Here is a 16,917-nt window from a genome sequence, read left to right on the forward strand (position 1 = left end):
TATAATGTGATTGTAATGCACAGAACGTATGTTTGCAAGTAGAAAAGTGATCAGGAAGCTGATGAACTCCGACGAACCATGACTACGTAGCAGACAATGGCGCCGATCGTAGAAAGAGCAATAATGATCCCCATTGGTACTGCGGTATGTTCGCCGCTGATTCCCACAAGTGGGGCGACAATTCCGCCACTAATGAAGGAAAGTAGCCCCTGGAGAGCAGATGCACTTCCTGCCGCCTTGCTTTGATTTTGCATGGCGAGGGAAAATCCTGTTGCGCCGACAATCCCTACACTAGATACGACAAAGAAAAGGGGAACGAGCACAGCAATAAGACCAGCTTGTAGGAGGATCATCGCGAGAAGGAGGATTCCGCCGACTCCCGCAATCAATATTCCAGCAATGAACAAAGAAGTTTCTTTCACTTTACCTGCAAGCTTACCTGTGATTTGACTCGCAATAATAATGCCTACACCATTAATCGCGAAAATGAGACTAAACGTTTGTGGAGACACTTCAAATATTTTTTGAAAGACAAAGGGCGAACCGGCGATGTAAGCAAACATAGCAGCAGTCACAAGTCCCTGCGCCATGGCGTAACCCATAAAAATGCGATCCTTCAGCAAGGTACCAAAGGTCGTCAGAGTATTGCCGATTCCCGCCTTGGAGCGGCGCTCTTGTGGCAATGTTTCTGGAAGAGCAAGCAGCACGACGAGAAACATGATCGCACCAATGAGACCGAGTACGACAAATACACCGTGCCAGGTAGTAAATTGGAGGATTTGTCCCCCTACGATAGGTGCCGCGATCGGAGCAATCCCGTTAATGAGCATCAAGAGGGCGAAAAACTTCGTCAGCTCTGTCCCCGCGTACAAATCCCGAACGGTAGCCCGGGCGATAACAATTCCAGCAGAACCAGCAAGACCTTGTACGAAGCGAAGCAAGACGAACGTATAAATAGAGGGAGCCACCGCACACAAAAAGGAAGAGATCGCATACAAAATGAGTCCGATAATCAAAGGGATTCTTCGACCGCGTACGTCGCTGATCGGCCCCGCGAACAATTGACCAATGGACAGACCGAGCATGCATGCTGTCAAACTGAGTTGGGTCATGGAGGTGCTCGTCTGCAAATCATCGGCAAGCATTGGAAGCGCAGGTAAATACATATCTAGGGATAGTGGACCAAAAGCCGAAAGTGACCCTAAAATCGCAGCCATCCACAGCCGGCGTGACTTGTTGCCGGTTAGGGACGTGGAATCAAGTTCTTTTGCTAGATTATTCACGGTAAGTTGTCAAACCTTTCTCATTATTTTTCAGATAAGAAGCTTTTTACAACTCTGAAGTGGGTTGCGTATTTTGCAAGTAAAAAGCTTGGAGGTTGCTGTGCATGCGATCGAGTAAGCCACGCAATACATCCTTTTCTTCCTCTGAGAATCCGATGAAGCAATTTTCCTCAATGACGCGTAATACTTCTTTGACGTGCATGGTAGCCATCCGACCTTTGTCGGTAAGATAAACGCGGGAGATACGTTGGTCCCGTTCATCTGCTCTGCGCTCGACAAGTCCCGATTTGGCCATCCGATTAATCATGACAGTAAGCGTAGCGGGCTTTACCCCGATTTTTCGGGCCAATTCTCTCTGAATCATTCCATCTTTTTCAATCAAGCGCATCAACAGAATCGGCTGTCCGGGATAGACGTCGTATTTTTGAATCAGAAATTCTACATTTTGCCGATGCATTTTCATTACATGCGACGCAGAATGGGTTAATGCGGTTGCATAACTGAACTCCACCAAAGTACCCCCAATTAATTAGTTTGCTAATGAATATTTTGTTAAAGACGTCCGTAAGTTTATGCCTTGTCCTATTATACAAAAACGATTGGTCCTCGTCATGAAAATGATTTGCATTTACGAGCTTTGGAAGGATACGCTGCATTCTTTGGAGAAGTAATGATGTCCTTGAAAATCGAATGAACAGGTTAGGTGAGATCAAGATGATCCTGAATGAAAAAATAAAAGCGGCAGTCGTACAATTAACAGGGGTAGACGGAGAAGATCTCGGAATCATCTCCACAAAAGAAGCGCTTCAAATGGCAAAGGAACAGGGAGTGGATTTAGTATGTCTGTCTTTGGCTACGAGTCCGCCGCCTTGTCAGTTAGTGAATCGAACGAATTATAAGGAACAGGTCATCAAGGAAAACGCCAAAAACCGGAAAGCAGAAAAAGGCGTAAAAGTAAAAGAAATTCGTTTAAGTGCCTACATCGAAGACCATGATTACGATACGAAAAAAAGACAGGCAGAACGAATTCTTTCATCCGGGGATGCTGTGCAGTTGACTGTCAAACTGGAGAAAAAGGAAAGTCAGGAAGCCAAGCGATTAATTGAGCAGCTCATCAAAGATCTGACTCATTGCGGAAAACAGGATAAAGGGATTCAAGTAAGCGGCAAGCAGGTTGTTGCCAATCTATTGCCACTCTAATGACGAAAAGGGAGTAAGCGCATGCCTTTTACTTTTGCTCATCCGGCTATTGTACTGCCGTTACGAAAATGCAAGTGGTTTTCGTTCTCTGCCCTTGTTTTTGGCAGTATGGCACCGGATTTTGAGTATTTCTTCCGGATGCAGCCATTCAGTGTGTACAGTCACACCATGCTCGGATTGTGGGTGGTTGATTTGCCAATCGCGATCCTATTAGCGTTTTTGTACCAGCATGTGGTGAAAAAGCCGATGCTTGCCCGGTTGCCAGGGTGGATTGGACGAGGGCTAGTCTACACCGACAATGGTAGCAGAATGCCAGCATGGCGAGCGGCAATTGTGTTTATGTACTCCGCGTTACTCGGCAGTCTGAGTCATATCGCATGGGATGCCTTTACCCATGATGGTGGACGTATGGTAGACCACTTCTTGATCTTGCAACAGACCATCTCGATCGCTCATTATAAAGTGCCTGTTTACAAGCTGCTGCAGCACGGTAGTACATTTTTCGGCGGCTTGGCCATATTGTATGTCATTGCACAAAGGGCGCGGAAAAACAGACAGATCGTTCTGAGACAAGTACCTGTCTTGGAAAAATGGTTGTTCTGGTTCGGAGTGGGGTTTTTTGGTATCGCGACGGTCTTTATTCACGCATTCCTGGTAAAAGGAATTTCACCCTTCGTCCATCCTTTGCAGCAAGTGGTCCCGTTTCTCTCAGGATCACTGCTTGGAATCGTAGTGCTCTGCTTCGCATTGGTCAGGCTCAGATTGAAAATATAGGGCAGGTTTACCTCGGTAATAGAATACAAAATCCCTCAATATGAGGGATTTTATTGTTTCTAAATTGAAAAATCCTCGGACTTCAGATTCATTAAATCATCACGAGTTGGGTCGGGAATTTTGAGCAATCGAACGGCTTGCACACGTATGGCCTTTTCAATATTATTTCGTACATATCTTGCATTACTGAAATTCACATGAAATGGATCGCTTGTTACTGTTAGCAGTCTTCTTCTCAGTTTTTCACTTGCTTCTGCAGAGATTCTATACTCCTTGTTCTTTGCCATCAAATTTGCAATATCCATCAGCTCATCTACCTCATAATCAGCAAAGTTGATGTGGACGGGAAAGCGTGAAGGCAGTCCCGGATTTAACTCCAGGAATGTATCCATTTCATCATTGTACCCTGCAATTATACAGACAAAATCATTGCCAAAGTCCTCAAGGCATTTTGTAAGACAGTCTACAGCCTCTTTTCCAAAATCTTTTTCACCACCACGAGCTAATGAGTAGGCCTCATCGATAAAAAGTATTCCCCCCATGGCTTTCTTAACAAGATCACGGGTCTTTTGTGCCGTGTGCCCAATAAATTCACCAACGAGATCTGCACGTTCAACTTCAGTTAGATGGCCCTTCGTTAAAACACCCATTTCTTTAAAGATCTTTCCGAAAAGACGTGCAATTGTTGTTTTCCCAGTACCCGGATTTCCTTTAAAAACCATATGGAAAACTTGCTTCTCAATTTTTAGCCCGTGTCGTTCCCTTGCTTTATTCATTTTGATGAGCGCATAAATTTCATAAATCGTTTTCTTGGCTTCATGTAAACCAATCAGGCTTTCTAATTCTTCAAAAACAGTTGTTAAATTTGAACTCGATGTGGTACGAACTATTTCAGGTAAAGTATTTAGCTGCTTAACACTTACTGGTCGATTGAATACAACTTGAATTCGATTATTACTACTTGAAGATTCGAGCACCTCAGTTTGAGGAATGGCTCCTGCTTGCTTCACATGTTTCACCTGCCTTGACCATCATACAGAATGTATACTCAGGAACATTGGAAAACCTGCCAATTTTTACGCAAGAGATCGAATTGGACAAGTCGTTGAAGGGGTTGTTGTGAAAGTGATGTTATGTAAGTAGGCGAAATTGCGTAGGGGGCATGATATGGGCAAATACAAGATTGACCAAATACCAAAATGTTACTATTATGGTAATTGGTAATGGGGAGGAGAGTGGAAGTTTTGCGTAAATGTAAAACTATTTTTGCTGCAATTGTAGTAGCTACTTCCATGTCATTAACAAACAGTAGTCCTCTTATTGCGAATGAAAAGGTGAACTCAGCAGACATTGATGACACAATTAGATTTCGAAAGGAAATGGGTCTTGAAGAATTAGAAGAACCGGATTTTTCCAGCGGAGAGTTCAAACTCTCTAAATTTGGTGCCTACTTAACGGTAGAAGAAGAACAAGAACTTGACGAAAGAATCAATCAGCAAAAAGATAAGATTCCATTTATTAAAGATTTTATTGAAGAGAATCTTAAAGAAGAATTTGCTGGGATCTATATCGATCAAAGATCAGGTGGAGTAGTTAATATTGGATTTAAAGCCAATGCTAAAACGAAAGTAGAAAATCATCTTGAAGAATTGCGAGAGTTGTACGAAGAAGACAAGTTAATCATCTATTTTACGGAATACTCAGAGGATGAACTAAACGAAATAGCCGATCATGTTTTTCAAAATGCAGCAAGCCTTGAGAAAAGAGGGTTACCTATCGTTTCTGTCAATGTTGACTTGCCAACTCAAAAAATTAACATTGGAGTAAAGGAAAAGCCATCAGCCAAAAAGGCTGCAAAGCTTCTTATGGCAGAAATAGATGAAAAGGCTGCACGAGATGAAATGGGTTTTGATGCTGACATTTTCAATATCAAGGAAGAAGAAGTCAGAAAAGCTCAGGCTCGTCCAGATGACAAATTCAGACCTATTCAGGCAGGATTAGAAATAAAAAATGATACGGAAAATCGAACTTGTACGTCGGCGTTTTCTGCGCAAAAGAATAATAATTTTTATGTCATAACTGCTGGACACTGCACAGATAATGTTGGAGATAGGTTTGAGCAAGGAGGGGCAAGGTTTGGAAGAACAGCAGATTTTAATTTCGGTGGAAGCGTGGATGCAGCAATTATCGAATTAACCAAAGGTTCTGATGATGCTACGTATTATCTTTTTGGAAATCACAAATCAAACTACAGTACTATTACAGAGGTTCAAAGGACAAGGGACGAAACCATTGGAGATACTGTGTGTATTTCAGGAAGTCAAATGGGAAAAGTGAAATGTGGCACGCTGGAATCTACGAATTGGAGAGGGAGTATAGTAAGCCCCAATGGAGAAACACAATACTTTACTAACATGAGACAAGCTACTTATTCTGAAATAAGCGGAGATAGTGGAGGGCCTATTTTTTATGGCGGAACAGCCATTGGGGTGCATAGTGCTGATACAGGAGTGTATACACATATCAGTAAAATAGAAGATTATTTCAACCTTGATGCAATTTTTACTGAAAATTAAATGGAAATCTAGAAAGGTAAGGTAGGGATTGCAATGAAAAAAGCTTTCACCTTATTTTTAGCCATTTTACTCATGTCTGGATGTGCAACTAGTAACAATGAGGTTGAAAGACAAACAATAACTGGATACGTTATTGAAAAAGATACGGAAAAAAAAGGTCTCTTAGTCATAGAAAATGATGAAACTAAGACGAACGACAGTACGAACTATGAAGCAGAGTGGTACTTCCCAAAAGAAGAAGCAGTCTTCCAAGATAGCAAGGGCAATAACATTTCCTTTGATAAAATTGAAGTAGGACAAATGGTATCTACATGGTCAACGACACCTTCCGCGCAGTCATACCCCAGTTCAGCAGAACTCAGTAAACTTGTAATTAATGATGAAAGCAAAAATCCTATTAATCAAATGGATGAAAAAAAGGCTATTCAACACGCAATCAATTATTTAAAGAGCAACTATGATAACGGAATCATTATTAAAAGTGCAAATGGACAGAAGGATTATTGGCAGATTAAAGCAACAGATTATGATAATGAAGAAGAAACTATTCTACAAATTAATGCACAAACGGGAGAAGTAAAAGAAGTTTGACTCCCTGTTGCAATACGGAAAAGACCATTACTCGGTAAGGGCAGAGTGGTCTTACCCCTGTCAAGTAGACACAATTAAAAAAGCCTAAGCAGCCAGTGTGTTTCGGTATTCAACCGGGGCACACTGGTTTAATTTTTTCTGGAACCGTTCATGGTTATAAAACCAAATGTATTTTTCAATGGCTTGAAAGAGATCTTCTTCTGTCTTACACTCAGTAAAGTACAATGTCTCAGTTTTGAGGTGCGAGAAAAAGGATTCGATGCAGGCGTTATCAAGGCAGTTTCCTTTGCGAGAGTGGCTGCCACTTATGCCAAGTTCCTTTATTCGCTTATTGTACTGTCGAGACGTGTATTGGAAGCCCTGATCTGAATGTAGGGTTGCTTTCAGCACGTCTCTTTCTTCGTTTAGCTGCCCCACAGTGTCTAACACAAGTTGTAAATCATTTCGCTTGGAAACTTTCCAGGCAACAACTTCGTTGTTAAAAAGGTCCTGAATGACCGAAAGGTAATAGTAACGGTTATGAAGTGCAACATACGTAATATCTGTTACAAATACCTCATTGGGCTTGTCCGCTCTAAACTTACGGTTAAGTAAGTTGGGATATACAATCGAAGGTGCTTTACCAAAATAGCGGCGCTTCCTCCTGATGATGGATTGAAGGTTTAATTCTTTCATCAGGCGGTATATTCGCTTATGATTCGCATTCAATCCCTTCTTCTTTAATGCTACCTGCATTCGTGGATAACCATAGTATGGATGCTCCAAATGAATCGCCATCATATGCTTTTTCAGAATCTGATCTAACTCATTTCTTGCTGACGGCTTTCCTTTGGTGCTAAGCCATTTGTAAAAACCCGACCGTGACACTTGCGCAATTTCTACCAACCACGTTAGTGGATATTTTTTACGCAGCTCGTCTATGATCGTAAAGCGAGTTATTTTCCATACCTTCCCCCCAGATGCAGATTGGGATTGCGCTTTTTTAGGTATTCTACCTGCGCCTTTAGATAGTCCCTTTCTTCTTCCACAGTAGCAAACTTGGTTCTTGGACGACCAACAAATGGGGTGTCACTAGAACCATTCTTTCCTCTTTGATCCACAAAACCTTCGCCTTTATTCTTCTTCCGGACCCATTGTAGAACTTGTGTTTTACTAGGTATCCCTAATTCCTTAGCTATTGCTTTATAACCCATCTCTCCCTGTTGATACATGTTTACTGCCCTCAGCTTAAACTCCTCGGAATAACGCTTGAATGTTTGACCTTTTTTAGCCATGAGAAAATCCCCTCCAAGTAGAGTGTACCACCCACCGTTAGGTGAGCGGGCTTTTTACACTGTCTACTCAAAGGGGATAATATCAGAGTGATGGTCTTTTTGTTTTTTCAATGCTCCCATTCAAATTTCCACAATATGATATAATCTTCCAAAATAAAGTAACTTTAGCAAACAAGCGGAGGAACAAGATGGAACAAAAGAAATATACGGACGTTGTACGTCTCGGCCATCAAACGACAGAAGGTGTATTTAAAGAAGGGGATTTCATTATCATTCAAGAAAAGCTTGACGGAGCGAATGCAAGCTTTCGATACGATGAAGAAACGAACAGCATCCGGGCATTCTCTCGGAATATGGAATTGCATGAGGAAGAGAATCTGCACGGCTTTTTTCAATGGACACAACAGCTCCCGAAAGAGAAAATCGTGGCGGGCATGGTTTATTTCGGAGAGTGGTTGAATCCGCATAAAATCAAATATCCTCAGTATGAAAAACAATTCTTTTTATTTGATATGTACGATACCGCTGCCTGCGAATATGTGGATTTTACTATCGTGGAAAGGGAAGCACAGCGACTTGGCTTGCAGCTCGTGCCGGTCTTTTATCAGGGGGAATACCAAGGGGAAGAGCATCTCAGATCGTTTGTCGGTAAAACAGCGCTAGGTGGCAAGCTCCGGGATGAAGAAATCGGTGAGGGCATCGTCGTGAAAAATGCCGATTACCGGGATCGTTTTGGACGACAGTTATTTGTCAAAATCGTCACGGATGTATTTAGTGAAGTCAATCGTCAAAAGCCACCGAAAGACCCGAATCAACCGAAATCGGAAGAAGTGTTGTTTGTTGAGCAGTATGTGACGCTCGCCCGTGTGGAGAAGTTTCTCTACAAATTGATTGACGATGGCCTACTGGAAGAGACATTTGGCGTAAAAGACATGGGGGTTATCCTGAAAAATCTGAATCTCCGCATTCATGAAGATCTCCTCAAGGAAGAGGCGGATTCCCTGCGTGATGGATATGATGAGAAGGAACTCCGCAAAGCGATTAGCAAAGTGATTCCGATTTTCGTGAAGGAGATTTTCTCAGAGAAAGAGGCAGGTAATCCATGACAAGTCGATTTTAGTTGGTGTGCCTCGCTGCCGTAACGTTTTGGGCAAAATGTGGTATGATAGTGCATGAAGGGGCGTGAATCGGTGAACGATCTGATCAAAACGAAAGAAACAGCCATACTGATTGGTTGCTATTTAGATAACCGGGATGAAGAAAGAACCCGTCTTTCCATGGAAGAATTACATGAGCTGGCCGATACTGCTGGTGTAGAGGTACTTGACGTCATCACGCAAAATCGGGACCGAGTTGATTCTGCCTGGTATTTGGGGACAGGTAAAATTGATGAAATCGCGCAGCGGGCTGAAGAGCTAGATGTAGACGTCATCATTTTCAACGATGAGTTGTCTCCAAGTCAGACTCGTAATTTGGATAAAGTTTTTGATTGCAAAGTGATTGATCGCACACAGCTTATTTTGGATATTTTCGCAGGGCGTGCACAATCGCGTGAAGGGAAAATCCAGGTAGAGCTGGCGCAGTACAACTACTTGCTGCCGCGGCTTGCCGGGCAAGGGAAACAGCTGTCCCGTCTCGGAGGCGGTATCGGTACGCGTGGTCCGGGTGAAACCAAGCTGGAAAGTGACCGTCGTCATATTCGCAAGCGGATCAGTGAACTCAAGCAGCAATTAGAGGATACCGTTCGGACGAGACAATTGCATCGGGAACGCCGGAAGAAAAACAATGTGTTCCAGATTGCGTTGGTCGGCTATACGAATGCTGGGAAGTCGACGATCCTCAACAAGCTTACGAATGCAAACACATTGCAGGAAGACAAACTGTTTGCCACTTTGGACCCAACGACTAGGCAATTGGAGCTGCCGAGCGGACTGGATGTGCTATTGACAGATACGGTTGGTTTTATTCAAGATTTGCCTACAAGTTTGGTCGCAGCATTCCGGTCAACGCTGGAAGGTGTGAAGGAAGCAGACCTCATCCTGCATGTGGTTGATTGTCATCACCCTGATTTCCAAATACACATGGAAGTCGTAGATAGGATTTTGCGTGAGCTAAAAGCAGAAGAAATTCCGCAGCTAGTTGTTTTCAACAAGGCAGACTTGCTTGCAGAGGGTTCTTACTTGCCGCATGCAGACGAATCGATTTTGATTTCCGCTATGCGGGAAGATGACTTGAAGCGACTGCTCACCAGAATTGAGTCATTTGCCCTGCAATCCTTCAATGAGATGAAGCTGCGGGTACCTGTCGAGCGCGGAGATATTCTCTCCCTGTTGCATCGGGATGGGGTAGAGATGGAACAAGAATTTAATGAAGAGGAAGCGGCCTACTTGATCACCGTCCGTGTGAACAAGGATAATCCGATCTACGGCAGGATTGCTCCTTTCCTCCTGGATAAACCAGAGACTGTTGAAGAGAGTTGGTAAGTAACAGATGTTTTCATATTTTTCCCATGGAGAAAAGCTTCGCCCCCTCGTCATGGAGGTGGAAGCGACGATCTCAGAGAGACATCGTCAAATTTCCGCTTTGGTGGATACGAATCAACTGAAAGTGTTGCGTTCCTTCCAAAAGCACGAGGTTAATGAATTTCATTTTTCCCCATCCACAGGCTATGGCTACGATGATTCTGGACGTGCAACATTAGAATCGATTTATGCCGAAGTGTTCGGTGGAGAAGCGGCTTTGGTTCGCAACCATATCATCTCGGGTACGCATGCAATTGCGATTTCTTTGTTTGGAATCCTTCGCCCGGGCGACGATCTTCTCTATATTACGGGCAAACCGTACGATACGCTTGAAGAAGTAGTAGGAGTGCGTGGCGAAGGGCAAGGCTCACTCAAGGATTACGGCATCGGTTATAGCTACGTGCCTTTGACGCCAGAAGGTGAAATTGATTTTGTGGCAGTCGCACAAGCGATTACGCCAAAGACGAAGGTCATCGGGATTCAACGTTCACGAGGCTATGCAGATCGTCCTTCGTTCACCATTGCGAAAATCAAAGAAATGATTCAGGTTGTAAAAGAAATCAAGCCTGATCTGATCGTATTTGTAGACAATTGCTACGGAGAGTTCACGGAGGAGCAAGAGCCACTGCATGTAGGTGCAGACCTCATGGCAGGCTCCCTCATCAAAAACCCGGGTGGCGGCTTGGTCAAAACAGGCGGTTATATAGTAGGGCGCGGGGATTTGGTTCAGCTTGCTTCGTATCGGATGGCAGCACCGGGAATTGGCGCAGAGGGTGGTGCATCGCTCTATTCACTACTGGAGATGTACCAAGGCTTTTTCTTGGCTCCACACGTCGTGGGAGAAGCTTTAAAAGGAGCGGTATTCTCTTCGGCAATGCTGGAGCGCCTGGGCTTCAAAACAAATCCACTGTGGCATGAGCCGCGTACCGACCTGATTCAATCGGTGGAATTCGGCAGTGCTGAACGACTGATTACGTTTTGCCAAGGGATTCAAAAAGCAGCACCAGTCGATTCACACGTCACTCCGTATCCAAGCGAAATGCCTGGATACGCTGATCCTGTGATTATGGCAGCAGGTACTTTCATTCAAGGGGCGAGTATCGAATTCTCGGCAGATGGTCCGATTCGTCCACCGTACTTGGGCTTCGTTCAAGGCGGGTTGACGTACTCGCATGTAAAAGTAGGGATTTTGACGGCGTTGAACGGAATGCTGGAAAAAGGCTTACTCGAAATACCGGGTGAATAGGATAAAAGCGCAAAAATTGGACGGCATTCTCTGAAGATGGAGGATGTCGTTTTTTTAAGTAAAAAACTGCACATAACTTTCTGTGTAATATTATCTAACATCTATTGACAGGGATTTTGTTATAAAATAGAATAAGACTAAGAAATACGAAACAGGAGGGACAAGTCATGAGTGATGACCTTCGCCGGAATATGGCCCTCTTTCCCATTGGGATCGTCATGAAGCTGACGGATCTCACTGCGAGGCAAATCCGTTATTACGAGCAAAACGACCTGATTCAGCCCGCCCGCACAGAAGGGAAGCAGAGGCTCTTTTCTTTCAACGATGTAGATCGCTTGTTGGAGATCAAGGCTCTGATTGAAAAAGGACTGAATATTGCAGGGATCAAGCAAGTCCTACAAATGCAAGAGCCTGCTATGGAACAAACAGAGATTACCACGACGTCCGAAGAGAAACGTAAGGACATGTCCGACAAAGAGCTGCATCAGCTCCTAAGGCAACAGATTATGTATCGCGATGCCACTCGCCATGGCGAGGGTGCATTGATACGTGGAGAGCTTTCCCGCTTCTTCCACTAGATAGAAAGCCGATATAGAGACAGGAGGAGAGAAATGTGAGCAAGTTTACAAGAGAAGACATCATGCGCATGGCCCAAGAAGAGGACGTAAGGTATATCCGACTGCAGTTTACCGACCTGATGGGGATCATTAAAAACGTAGAAATCCCGCTGTCCCAATTGCCAAAAGCACTCGATGGCAAAATGATGTTTGATGGTTCTTCCATCGAAGGCTTCGTTCGCATCGAGGAATCCGACATGTACCTGGTACCTGATCTGGATACATGGGTTGTATTCCCGTGGGGCAATGAGTTTGGTAAAATTGCACGTCTGATCTGTGATATCCACATGCCAGATGGCTCTCCATTCGAAGGAGATCCGCGCTACATCCTGAAGCGTGCCCTGAAAGAAGCTGAAGAAATGGGCTTCACAGCTTTCAACGTAGGTCCAGAGCCTGAGTTTTTCCTGTTCAAGCTGGACGCAAAAGGCGAGCCTACGCTGGATCTGAATGACCAAGGCGGATACTTCGACTTTGCTCCACTCGACTCCGGTGAAAACTGCCGTCGTGATATCGTATTGACATTGGAAAAAATGGGCTTTGAAGTGGAAGCATCTCACCACGAGGTAGCTCCAGGTCAACACGAAATCGACTTCAAGTATGCAAATGCACTCCAAGCAGCTGACCAAATTTTGACGTTCAAACTGGTTGTCAAAACCATCGCGCAAAAACACGGTCTGCATGCGACCTTCATGCCAAAACCGCTGTACGGTGTAGCTGGTTCCGGTATGCACGCGAACCAATCGCTGTTCCGTGGTAAAGAAAATGCTTTCTATGACGAGTCTGATGTAATGGGACTGAGCCAAACAGCGAAGCATTACCTGGCAGGTATTTTGCAGCATGCTCGCAGCTTTACTGCGATCACGAACCCGCTCGTAAACTCTTACAAGCGTTTGGTTCCTGGTTACGAGGCTCCTTGCTACGTAGCTTGGTCTGCGAAAAACCGTTCTCCATTGATCCGTATCCCTGCATCCAGAGGCTTGAGCACGCGTATTGAAGTTCGCAGCCCAGACCCTGCAACGAACCCATACCTGGCACTGGCAGTTATGCTGAAAGCTGGTTTGGACGGAATCAAAAACAAGCTTACGCCACCACCTGCCATTGATCGCAACATCTACGTGATGACTGAGCAAGACCGCGAAGCAAACGGTATCGAGAACCTGCCTGCTACTTTGAAGGAAGCAATCGAGTGCCTGAAAGCAGATCCGGTGATTTGCGAAGCATTGGGCGAGCATGCATTGGTACACTTTATTGAAGCGAAAGAAATTGAGTGGGATATGTTTAGAACACGCGTTCACGATTGGGAGCGCGAGCAATACATGACTGCTTATTAATAAGCGAAACCCCTTGTGCCTGTTGGTCAAGGCCCCGTTTAGTGGACAGTAAGAAAAACCCGGGCCGTTAGGCCACTAGCTGGCGTCTGAATTCAACAGGCGTCAGCTTTTTAATTTTCTCTGCGGGCGATTTTGGTTGTAGAATTCAATGTACTCCTCAATTCGCCTTTGTGCCTCATTGATACTTCGGATATCATAAGGATAGAGCCCTTCCGTTTTGAGATGCGAGAAGAAGCTCTCCATCGAGGCATTGTCATAACAGTTGCCCCTTCTAGACATGCTGATTTGGGCGCCAACCTTTGGCAGCATGTCGTGGTAAGTGTAGGACGTGTATTGGAATCCTTGATCGCTGTGAACGATCAGTCCAGTCACGTCTTTCGTCTTTTCAAAAGCTTTCTCAAAGGTCCGTAGGACCAATTGATTGTCGTTGCGAACATCCATGTGATAGGCCACGATTTCGTTATTAAACAAATCTTTAATAGCAGACAGGTAGAGCCAAGTATCCGCAACACGATACTGTGTGACGTCCGTTACCCACTTTTGATTGGGCGCATCTGCTTTGAAATTACGCTGTAGAATATTTTGGGCAACTCGTCCCCCAACCGATGAAGCAAGGTGATAACGATACTTGCGGCGTATTCGAGAACGGAGCCCCATTTCTTGCATGAGACGTAGTACCTTCTTATGATTGACCCACACCCCATGATCTTGCAGGAGAAATAGTTGGATTTGTCTATACCCATATTTACCGTGGTACTTCTTATACACAGCCTGGACTAAATCTTTCATAGACTTGTCCCGATCTATTCTTTGGCGTTTTAAGTATGCGTAGTATCCACTTCTTGAGACGCCAAACAACTTACAGAGCTCACTGATGGTGTATTCTCCCGCTTTAATGTTTCTATATATCTGTTTGTATCTATGTATTCTTCGCGACGGCCACGTTGATCTAGAAGACCAAACTCTCCGAGTTTCTTATACTTCCGCATCCAGATCTTTAGTCGGTCCTTATCATGAATATTCAATTCTTCCATGATCACCCGTTTGGAAACACCCTTTAATCTCATCTGAATTGCTTGCAACTTAAGTTCTTCACTGTAATGCTTAAACTTCTGCCCTTTCTTTGCTGGCATAAAAATACACCCCTTAAAGTAGACATCGGTAAAACCACGGAGGTTTTTCCAATGTCTACTTTAAGGGGTGCACTACATTTCCAGGAGACGGGTTTTTACTTTTGTCTATTCGTATGCGGAATTTGCGGGTACACGAAACAAATACTTTATTTGACCACGAGGTACAATTCGTAACCAGCGATTTGCTACTTCTGATTATCTTCAGGAAGTAGTGAATATTCTAAACCCATAAAACTAGCTACAGAGAGTTTTTCTTCGTTTATGACCTGTAATCGGTAATTGGCAGGAGACAATAGCGCCTGGTTATCAGCTTCTGTTAAATTTTCTTTTAACTTTAGCTGTTGCGAAATCGTATACCGATTCTCTTTACTGTTTAACTCAATTTGAACGTGTGAAGGAGTCTCAGCAAGCAAATTTTTAATGGTCTCGTTACCTGGCATATCTGCAAACGTAAAGTAAATGGGTTTTTCCGTATGCATCATTTTTTCTCTCAACTCGTCCGAAATTAAGATTCGTAACGTGAGTTCTGCCGAATTACCGTTTTTTGTTATTTGAAGCACGGATGTTTTTAAATTCTCCCCTGTAATTTCTTCGAAATAATCGTAGACGCCTACATATGACTTCTCTTTAGGGTCTGTTACTGCCTCGCTACAACCACTAAGAAGAACTATGAACAGAAGGAGAAGTAGTATATGGAGAGGTCGGATCATAGATCTTTTGATTTTTTACTAGAATACTCTTTGTACGAGTATTTGACGTTAACGTAGTTAGAATCTGTTACTCTGCCTTGAAAATATTCCACTATGCTTCCAGTTGTTTTTACGGCTTTTGATCCGTATTCAACGGTTGTAATTGTACGCTTTGGTATGACCCAAGTGTGGGTTGTTTCTACAGTGTCTTCTTGTCCAAATGCAACTTCTGCACTAATACCAACTTTCCCCTCTATTATCCTCCAGTTGACTTTCGTCTCGGCTGACCCACCTATTTTTCCGGTAACAAAGGTTTTTCTAGTAACCTTTCTTGAAAAGGAATCGTTTTCGCTACTATCATTTTCAATATCAGCTTCATAAGATTTTGATTTGTATAGGTCCTTTTTAGACATTTCATAGACTGTGCCAGTCATATCATTGCCTAAGGGACCAATTTTAGATGAATCACTCTTTGTAAGGGCTGGTGTAAAATCATACTCTACTGGGTTTTCATATACACGTTCAACAATCTTCAGGTTACCTATTTTAGTAGTGTCATCTTGAGATGCTGCGAAAACAGAACCAGCTCCAGATACTACTAAACTGCTAAGTAAAACAGTTGCGATAGAAAGCCTCTTAATATTCATTCTTTTCCCTCCAGTATATTTTATGCAATTTTCAATGTGGAACTATTATAACATATATTTCCAGTATATGTATATGAATGGAATTTTATATGCCGTAGAGCTGGATCTAACCATGACGATCAGAAAGCAGCGAGCGTGATTCCTTTCAACTCAGTAGTTTAACTGCTTGGATGGAAGCTGGAGGGGTTCGTGATCCTGTTAACAAACAAGCATGAAAGAAAGATATTTGGCATAAAGAAAAGTGCAGATTCCAGGAGCTTGTTTGCCCTGGGTGCACTTAATTTAAAGAATAGGAGTTTTGAATTTTGCCTACTTTTTGCCCACGAAAATTTGAAACGCTTTGATGTCATTTGAAACAATAGTAGGTGAAACAATTGATATTTTGCGATTTTCATGGAGTTTTAAAACTGATCGAAAGCCAAGAATATGTTCCGCACACGCGTCCACGATTGGGAGCGCGAGCAATACATGACTGCTTATTAATAAGCGAAACCCCTTGTGCCTGTAGGTGCGAGGAGTTTTTTCTATTTGTGGGTGTGGCTGTAAAAATAGTTTCACCCACAAATCACCCATAATTGAGACAAATGCTCAATTGTGATAAGTTTCCAGTTCCTCATTTATTGGGTTTGCTTGGAAAAACCAATCTTCACCGTTGAACCATGCTCTGTATTGGTTGTCATAAAGGAGATATGAAACCTCATAGTAACGTTTTTCTATGTCGCTATTTGTAATGTCCCTTCCCCTCATTTTGACAGCAAAGGGGGTGTCCTTGAATTCAACTTCTTTAACGCTCAGTACTTTACCGAGGCGTGACTCAATTTTGTCCCTAATTGGCTTTTGATTGTAGTATTCCTGAACGATATGGGTCACCCAGAATAATAGAGCAAGAAAAATGAGAGCATATGTAATTTTTAATACACTACTCTTAGTAATTAATTCTTTCATTATGGACACACTCCCAGAATCCATTTTTTTGAATTGTATCATTTGAGGAGCGTGTTTGTCACAATGCTCAGGGAGATAAGGAGGATAAG

The 16,917-nt window shown here is 43.4% G+C and carries 18 protein-coding genes; 9 read left to right on the forward strand and 9 right to left on the reverse strand.

The window, feature by feature from the left end; genetic code table 11:
• Nucleotides 1-50: 50 nt before the first annotated feature.
• Both EL268_RS12850 and EL268_RS12855 read right to left on the reverse strand, forming a co-directional pair.
• Nucleotides 51-1,283: a multidrug effflux MFS transporter gene (locus tag EL268_RS12850; protein WP_106653542.1), complete on the reverse strand. Its 1,233-nt coding sequence runs from the start codon at nucleotides 1,281-1,283 to the stop codon at nucleotides 51-53.
• A gap of 46 nt (nucleotides 1,284-1,329) precedes the next feature.
• Nucleotides 1,330-1,797 (reverse strand): MarR family winged helix-turn-helix transcriptional regulator, encoded by a 468-nt coding sequence (locus EL268_RS12855; protein WP_174769407.1) that lies wholly within the window; start codon nucleotides 1,795-1,797, stop codon nucleotides 1,330-1,332.
• Between the two features lie 200 nt (nucleotides 1,798-1,997).
• Between EL268_RS12855 and infC the strand changes: the two genes are divergently transcribed.
• Nucleotides 1,998-2,483 (forward strand): translation initiation factor IF-3, encoded by a 486-nt coding sequence (gene infC, locus EL268_RS12860; protein ID WP_106653544.1) that lies wholly within the window; start codon nucleotides 1,998-2,000, stop codon nucleotides 2,481-2,483.
• A 21-nt stretch (nucleotides 2,484-2,504) separates the two neighbouring features.
• On the forward strand, nucleotides 2,505-3,257 hold the full coding sequence (locus tag EL268_RS12865) for a DUF4184 family protein (RefSeq protein WP_106653545.1): 753 nt from the start codon (nucleotides 2,505-2,507) through the stop codon (nucleotides 3,255-3,257).
• 59 nt (nucleotides 3,258-3,316) lie between these two features.
• Here EL268_RS12865 and EL268_RS12870 read toward each other — a convergent pair whose 3' ends face one another.
• Nucleotides 3,317-4,267: an AAA family ATPase gene (locus EL268_RS12870; protein WP_106653546.1), complete on the reverse strand. Its 951-nt coding sequence runs from the start codon at nucleotides 4,265-4,267 to the stop codon at nucleotides 3,317-3,319.
• A gap of 234 nt (nucleotides 4,268-4,501) precedes the next feature.
• On the opposite strand from EL268_RS12870, the gene EL268_RS12875 reads away from it, so the two are divergent.
• Nucleotides 4,502-5,833 (forward strand): S1 family peptidase, encoded by a 1,332-nt coding sequence (locus tag EL268_RS12875; protein ID WP_232030402.1) that lies wholly within the window; start codon nucleotides 4,502-4,504, stop codon nucleotides 5,831-5,833.
• Nucleotides 5,834-5,866: 33 nt separating this feature from the next.
• Complete coding sequence (locus EL268_RS12880; protein WP_106653548.1) at nucleotides 5,867-6,424, forward strand: DUF3221 domain-containing protein; 558 nt, start codon at nucleotides 5,867-5,869, stop codon at nucleotides 6,422-6,424.
• 84 nt (nucleotides 6,425-6,508) lie between these two features.
• On the opposite strand, the gene EL268_RS12885 is transcribed toward EL268_RS12880, so the two are convergent.
• Nucleotides 6,509-7,698, reverse strand: a protein-coding gene (locus EL268_RS12885; protein ID WP_126435325.1) for an IS3 family transposase whose coding sequence is annotated in 2 segments (ribosomal slippage) — nucleotides 6,509-7,410 and nucleotides 7,410-7,698 — 1,191 coding nt in all. Because the reading frame shifts where the segments join, the coding sequence is not laid out codon by codon here.
• A 188-nt stretch (nucleotides 7,699-7,886) separates the two neighbouring features.
• On the opposite strand from EL268_RS12885, the gene EL268_RS12890 reads away from it, so the two are divergent.
• From EL268_RS12890 to glnA, 5 genes are all read left to right on the forward strand, one after another.
• Entirely contained in the window at nucleotides 7,887-8,804 is a 918-nt protein-coding gene (locus tag EL268_RS12890) for an RNA ligase family protein (RefSeq protein WP_106656548.1), read from the forward strand.
• An 84-nt stretch (nucleotides 8,805-8,888) separates the two neighbouring features.
• Entirely contained in the window at nucleotides 8,889-10,181 is a 1,293-nt protein-coding gene (gene hflX, locus EL268_RS12895) for a GTPase HflX (protein WP_106656547.1), read from the forward strand.
• Between the two features lie 7 nt (nucleotides 10,182-10,188).
• Nucleotides 10,189-11,466, forward strand: coding sequence for a methionine gamma-lyase family protein (locus EL268_RS12900; RefSeq protein WP_106656546.1), 1,278 nt, complete (start codon nucleotides 10,189-10,191; stop codon nucleotides 11,464-11,466).
• 167 nt (nucleotides 11,467-11,633) lie between these two features.
• The gene (locus EL268_RS12905; protein WP_015891641.1) at nucleotides 11,634-12,044 is read left to right on the forward strand and encodes a MerR family transcriptional regulator; all 411 of its coding nucleotides are present in this window, start codon (nucleotides 11,634-11,636) and stop codon (nucleotides 12,042-12,044) included.
• Nucleotides 12,045-12,079: 35 nt separating this feature from the next.
• Nucleotides 12,080-13,414: a type I glutamate--ammonia ligase gene (gene glnA, locus EL268_RS12910; protein ID WP_007719084.1), complete on the forward strand. Its 1,335-nt coding sequence runs from the start codon at nucleotides 12,080-12,082 to the stop codon at nucleotides 13,412-13,414.
• Nucleotides 13,415-13,516: 102 nt separating this feature from the next.
• Here glnA and EL268_RS12915 read toward each other — a convergent pair whose 3' ends face one another.
• The 5 genes from EL268_RS12915 to EL268_RS12935 form a co-directional block, all read right to left on the reverse strand.
• A complete protein-coding gene (locus tag EL268_RS12915; protein WP_164724470.1) occupies nucleotides 13,517-14,272 on the reverse strand; it encodes an IS3 family transposase in 756 nt (251 codons plus the stop codon).
• Nucleotides 14,233-14,547 (reverse strand): helix-turn-helix domain-containing protein, encoded by a 315-nt coding sequence (locus EL268_RS12920; protein ID WP_106656544.1) that lies wholly within the window; start codon nucleotides 14,545-14,547, stop codon nucleotides 14,233-14,235. The genes EL268_RS12915 and EL268_RS12920 overlap by 40 nt, the downstream gene beginning before the upstream one ends.
• Before the next feature lie 185 nt (nucleotides 14,548-14,732).
• Nucleotides 14,733-15,107 (reverse strand): hypothetical protein, encoded by a 375-nt coding sequence (locus EL268_RS12925; protein WP_232030404.1) that lies wholly within the window; start codon nucleotides 15,105-15,107, stop codon nucleotides 14,733-14,735.
• A gap of 146 nt (nucleotides 15,108-15,253) precedes the next feature.
• Nucleotides 15,254-15,883 (reverse strand): hypothetical protein, encoded by a 630-nt coding sequence (locus EL268_RS12930; protein WP_106656542.1) that lies wholly within the window; start codon nucleotides 15,881-15,883, stop codon nucleotides 15,254-15,256.
• A 588-nt stretch (nucleotides 15,884-16,471) separates the two neighbouring features.
• Complete coding sequence (locus EL268_RS12935; protein ID WP_106656541.1) at nucleotides 16,472-16,828, reverse strand: hypothetical protein; 357 nt, start codon at nucleotides 16,826-16,828, stop codon at nucleotides 16,472-16,474.
• Nucleotides 16,829-16,917 lie beyond the last annotated feature (89 nt).

The sequence above is a fragment of the Brevibacillus brevis genome (genome assembly GCF_900637055.1).
In the GTDB taxonomy this organism is placed as follows: Bacteria; Bacillota; Bacilli; order Brevibacillales; family Brevibacillaceae; genus Brevibacillus; species Brevibacillus brevis.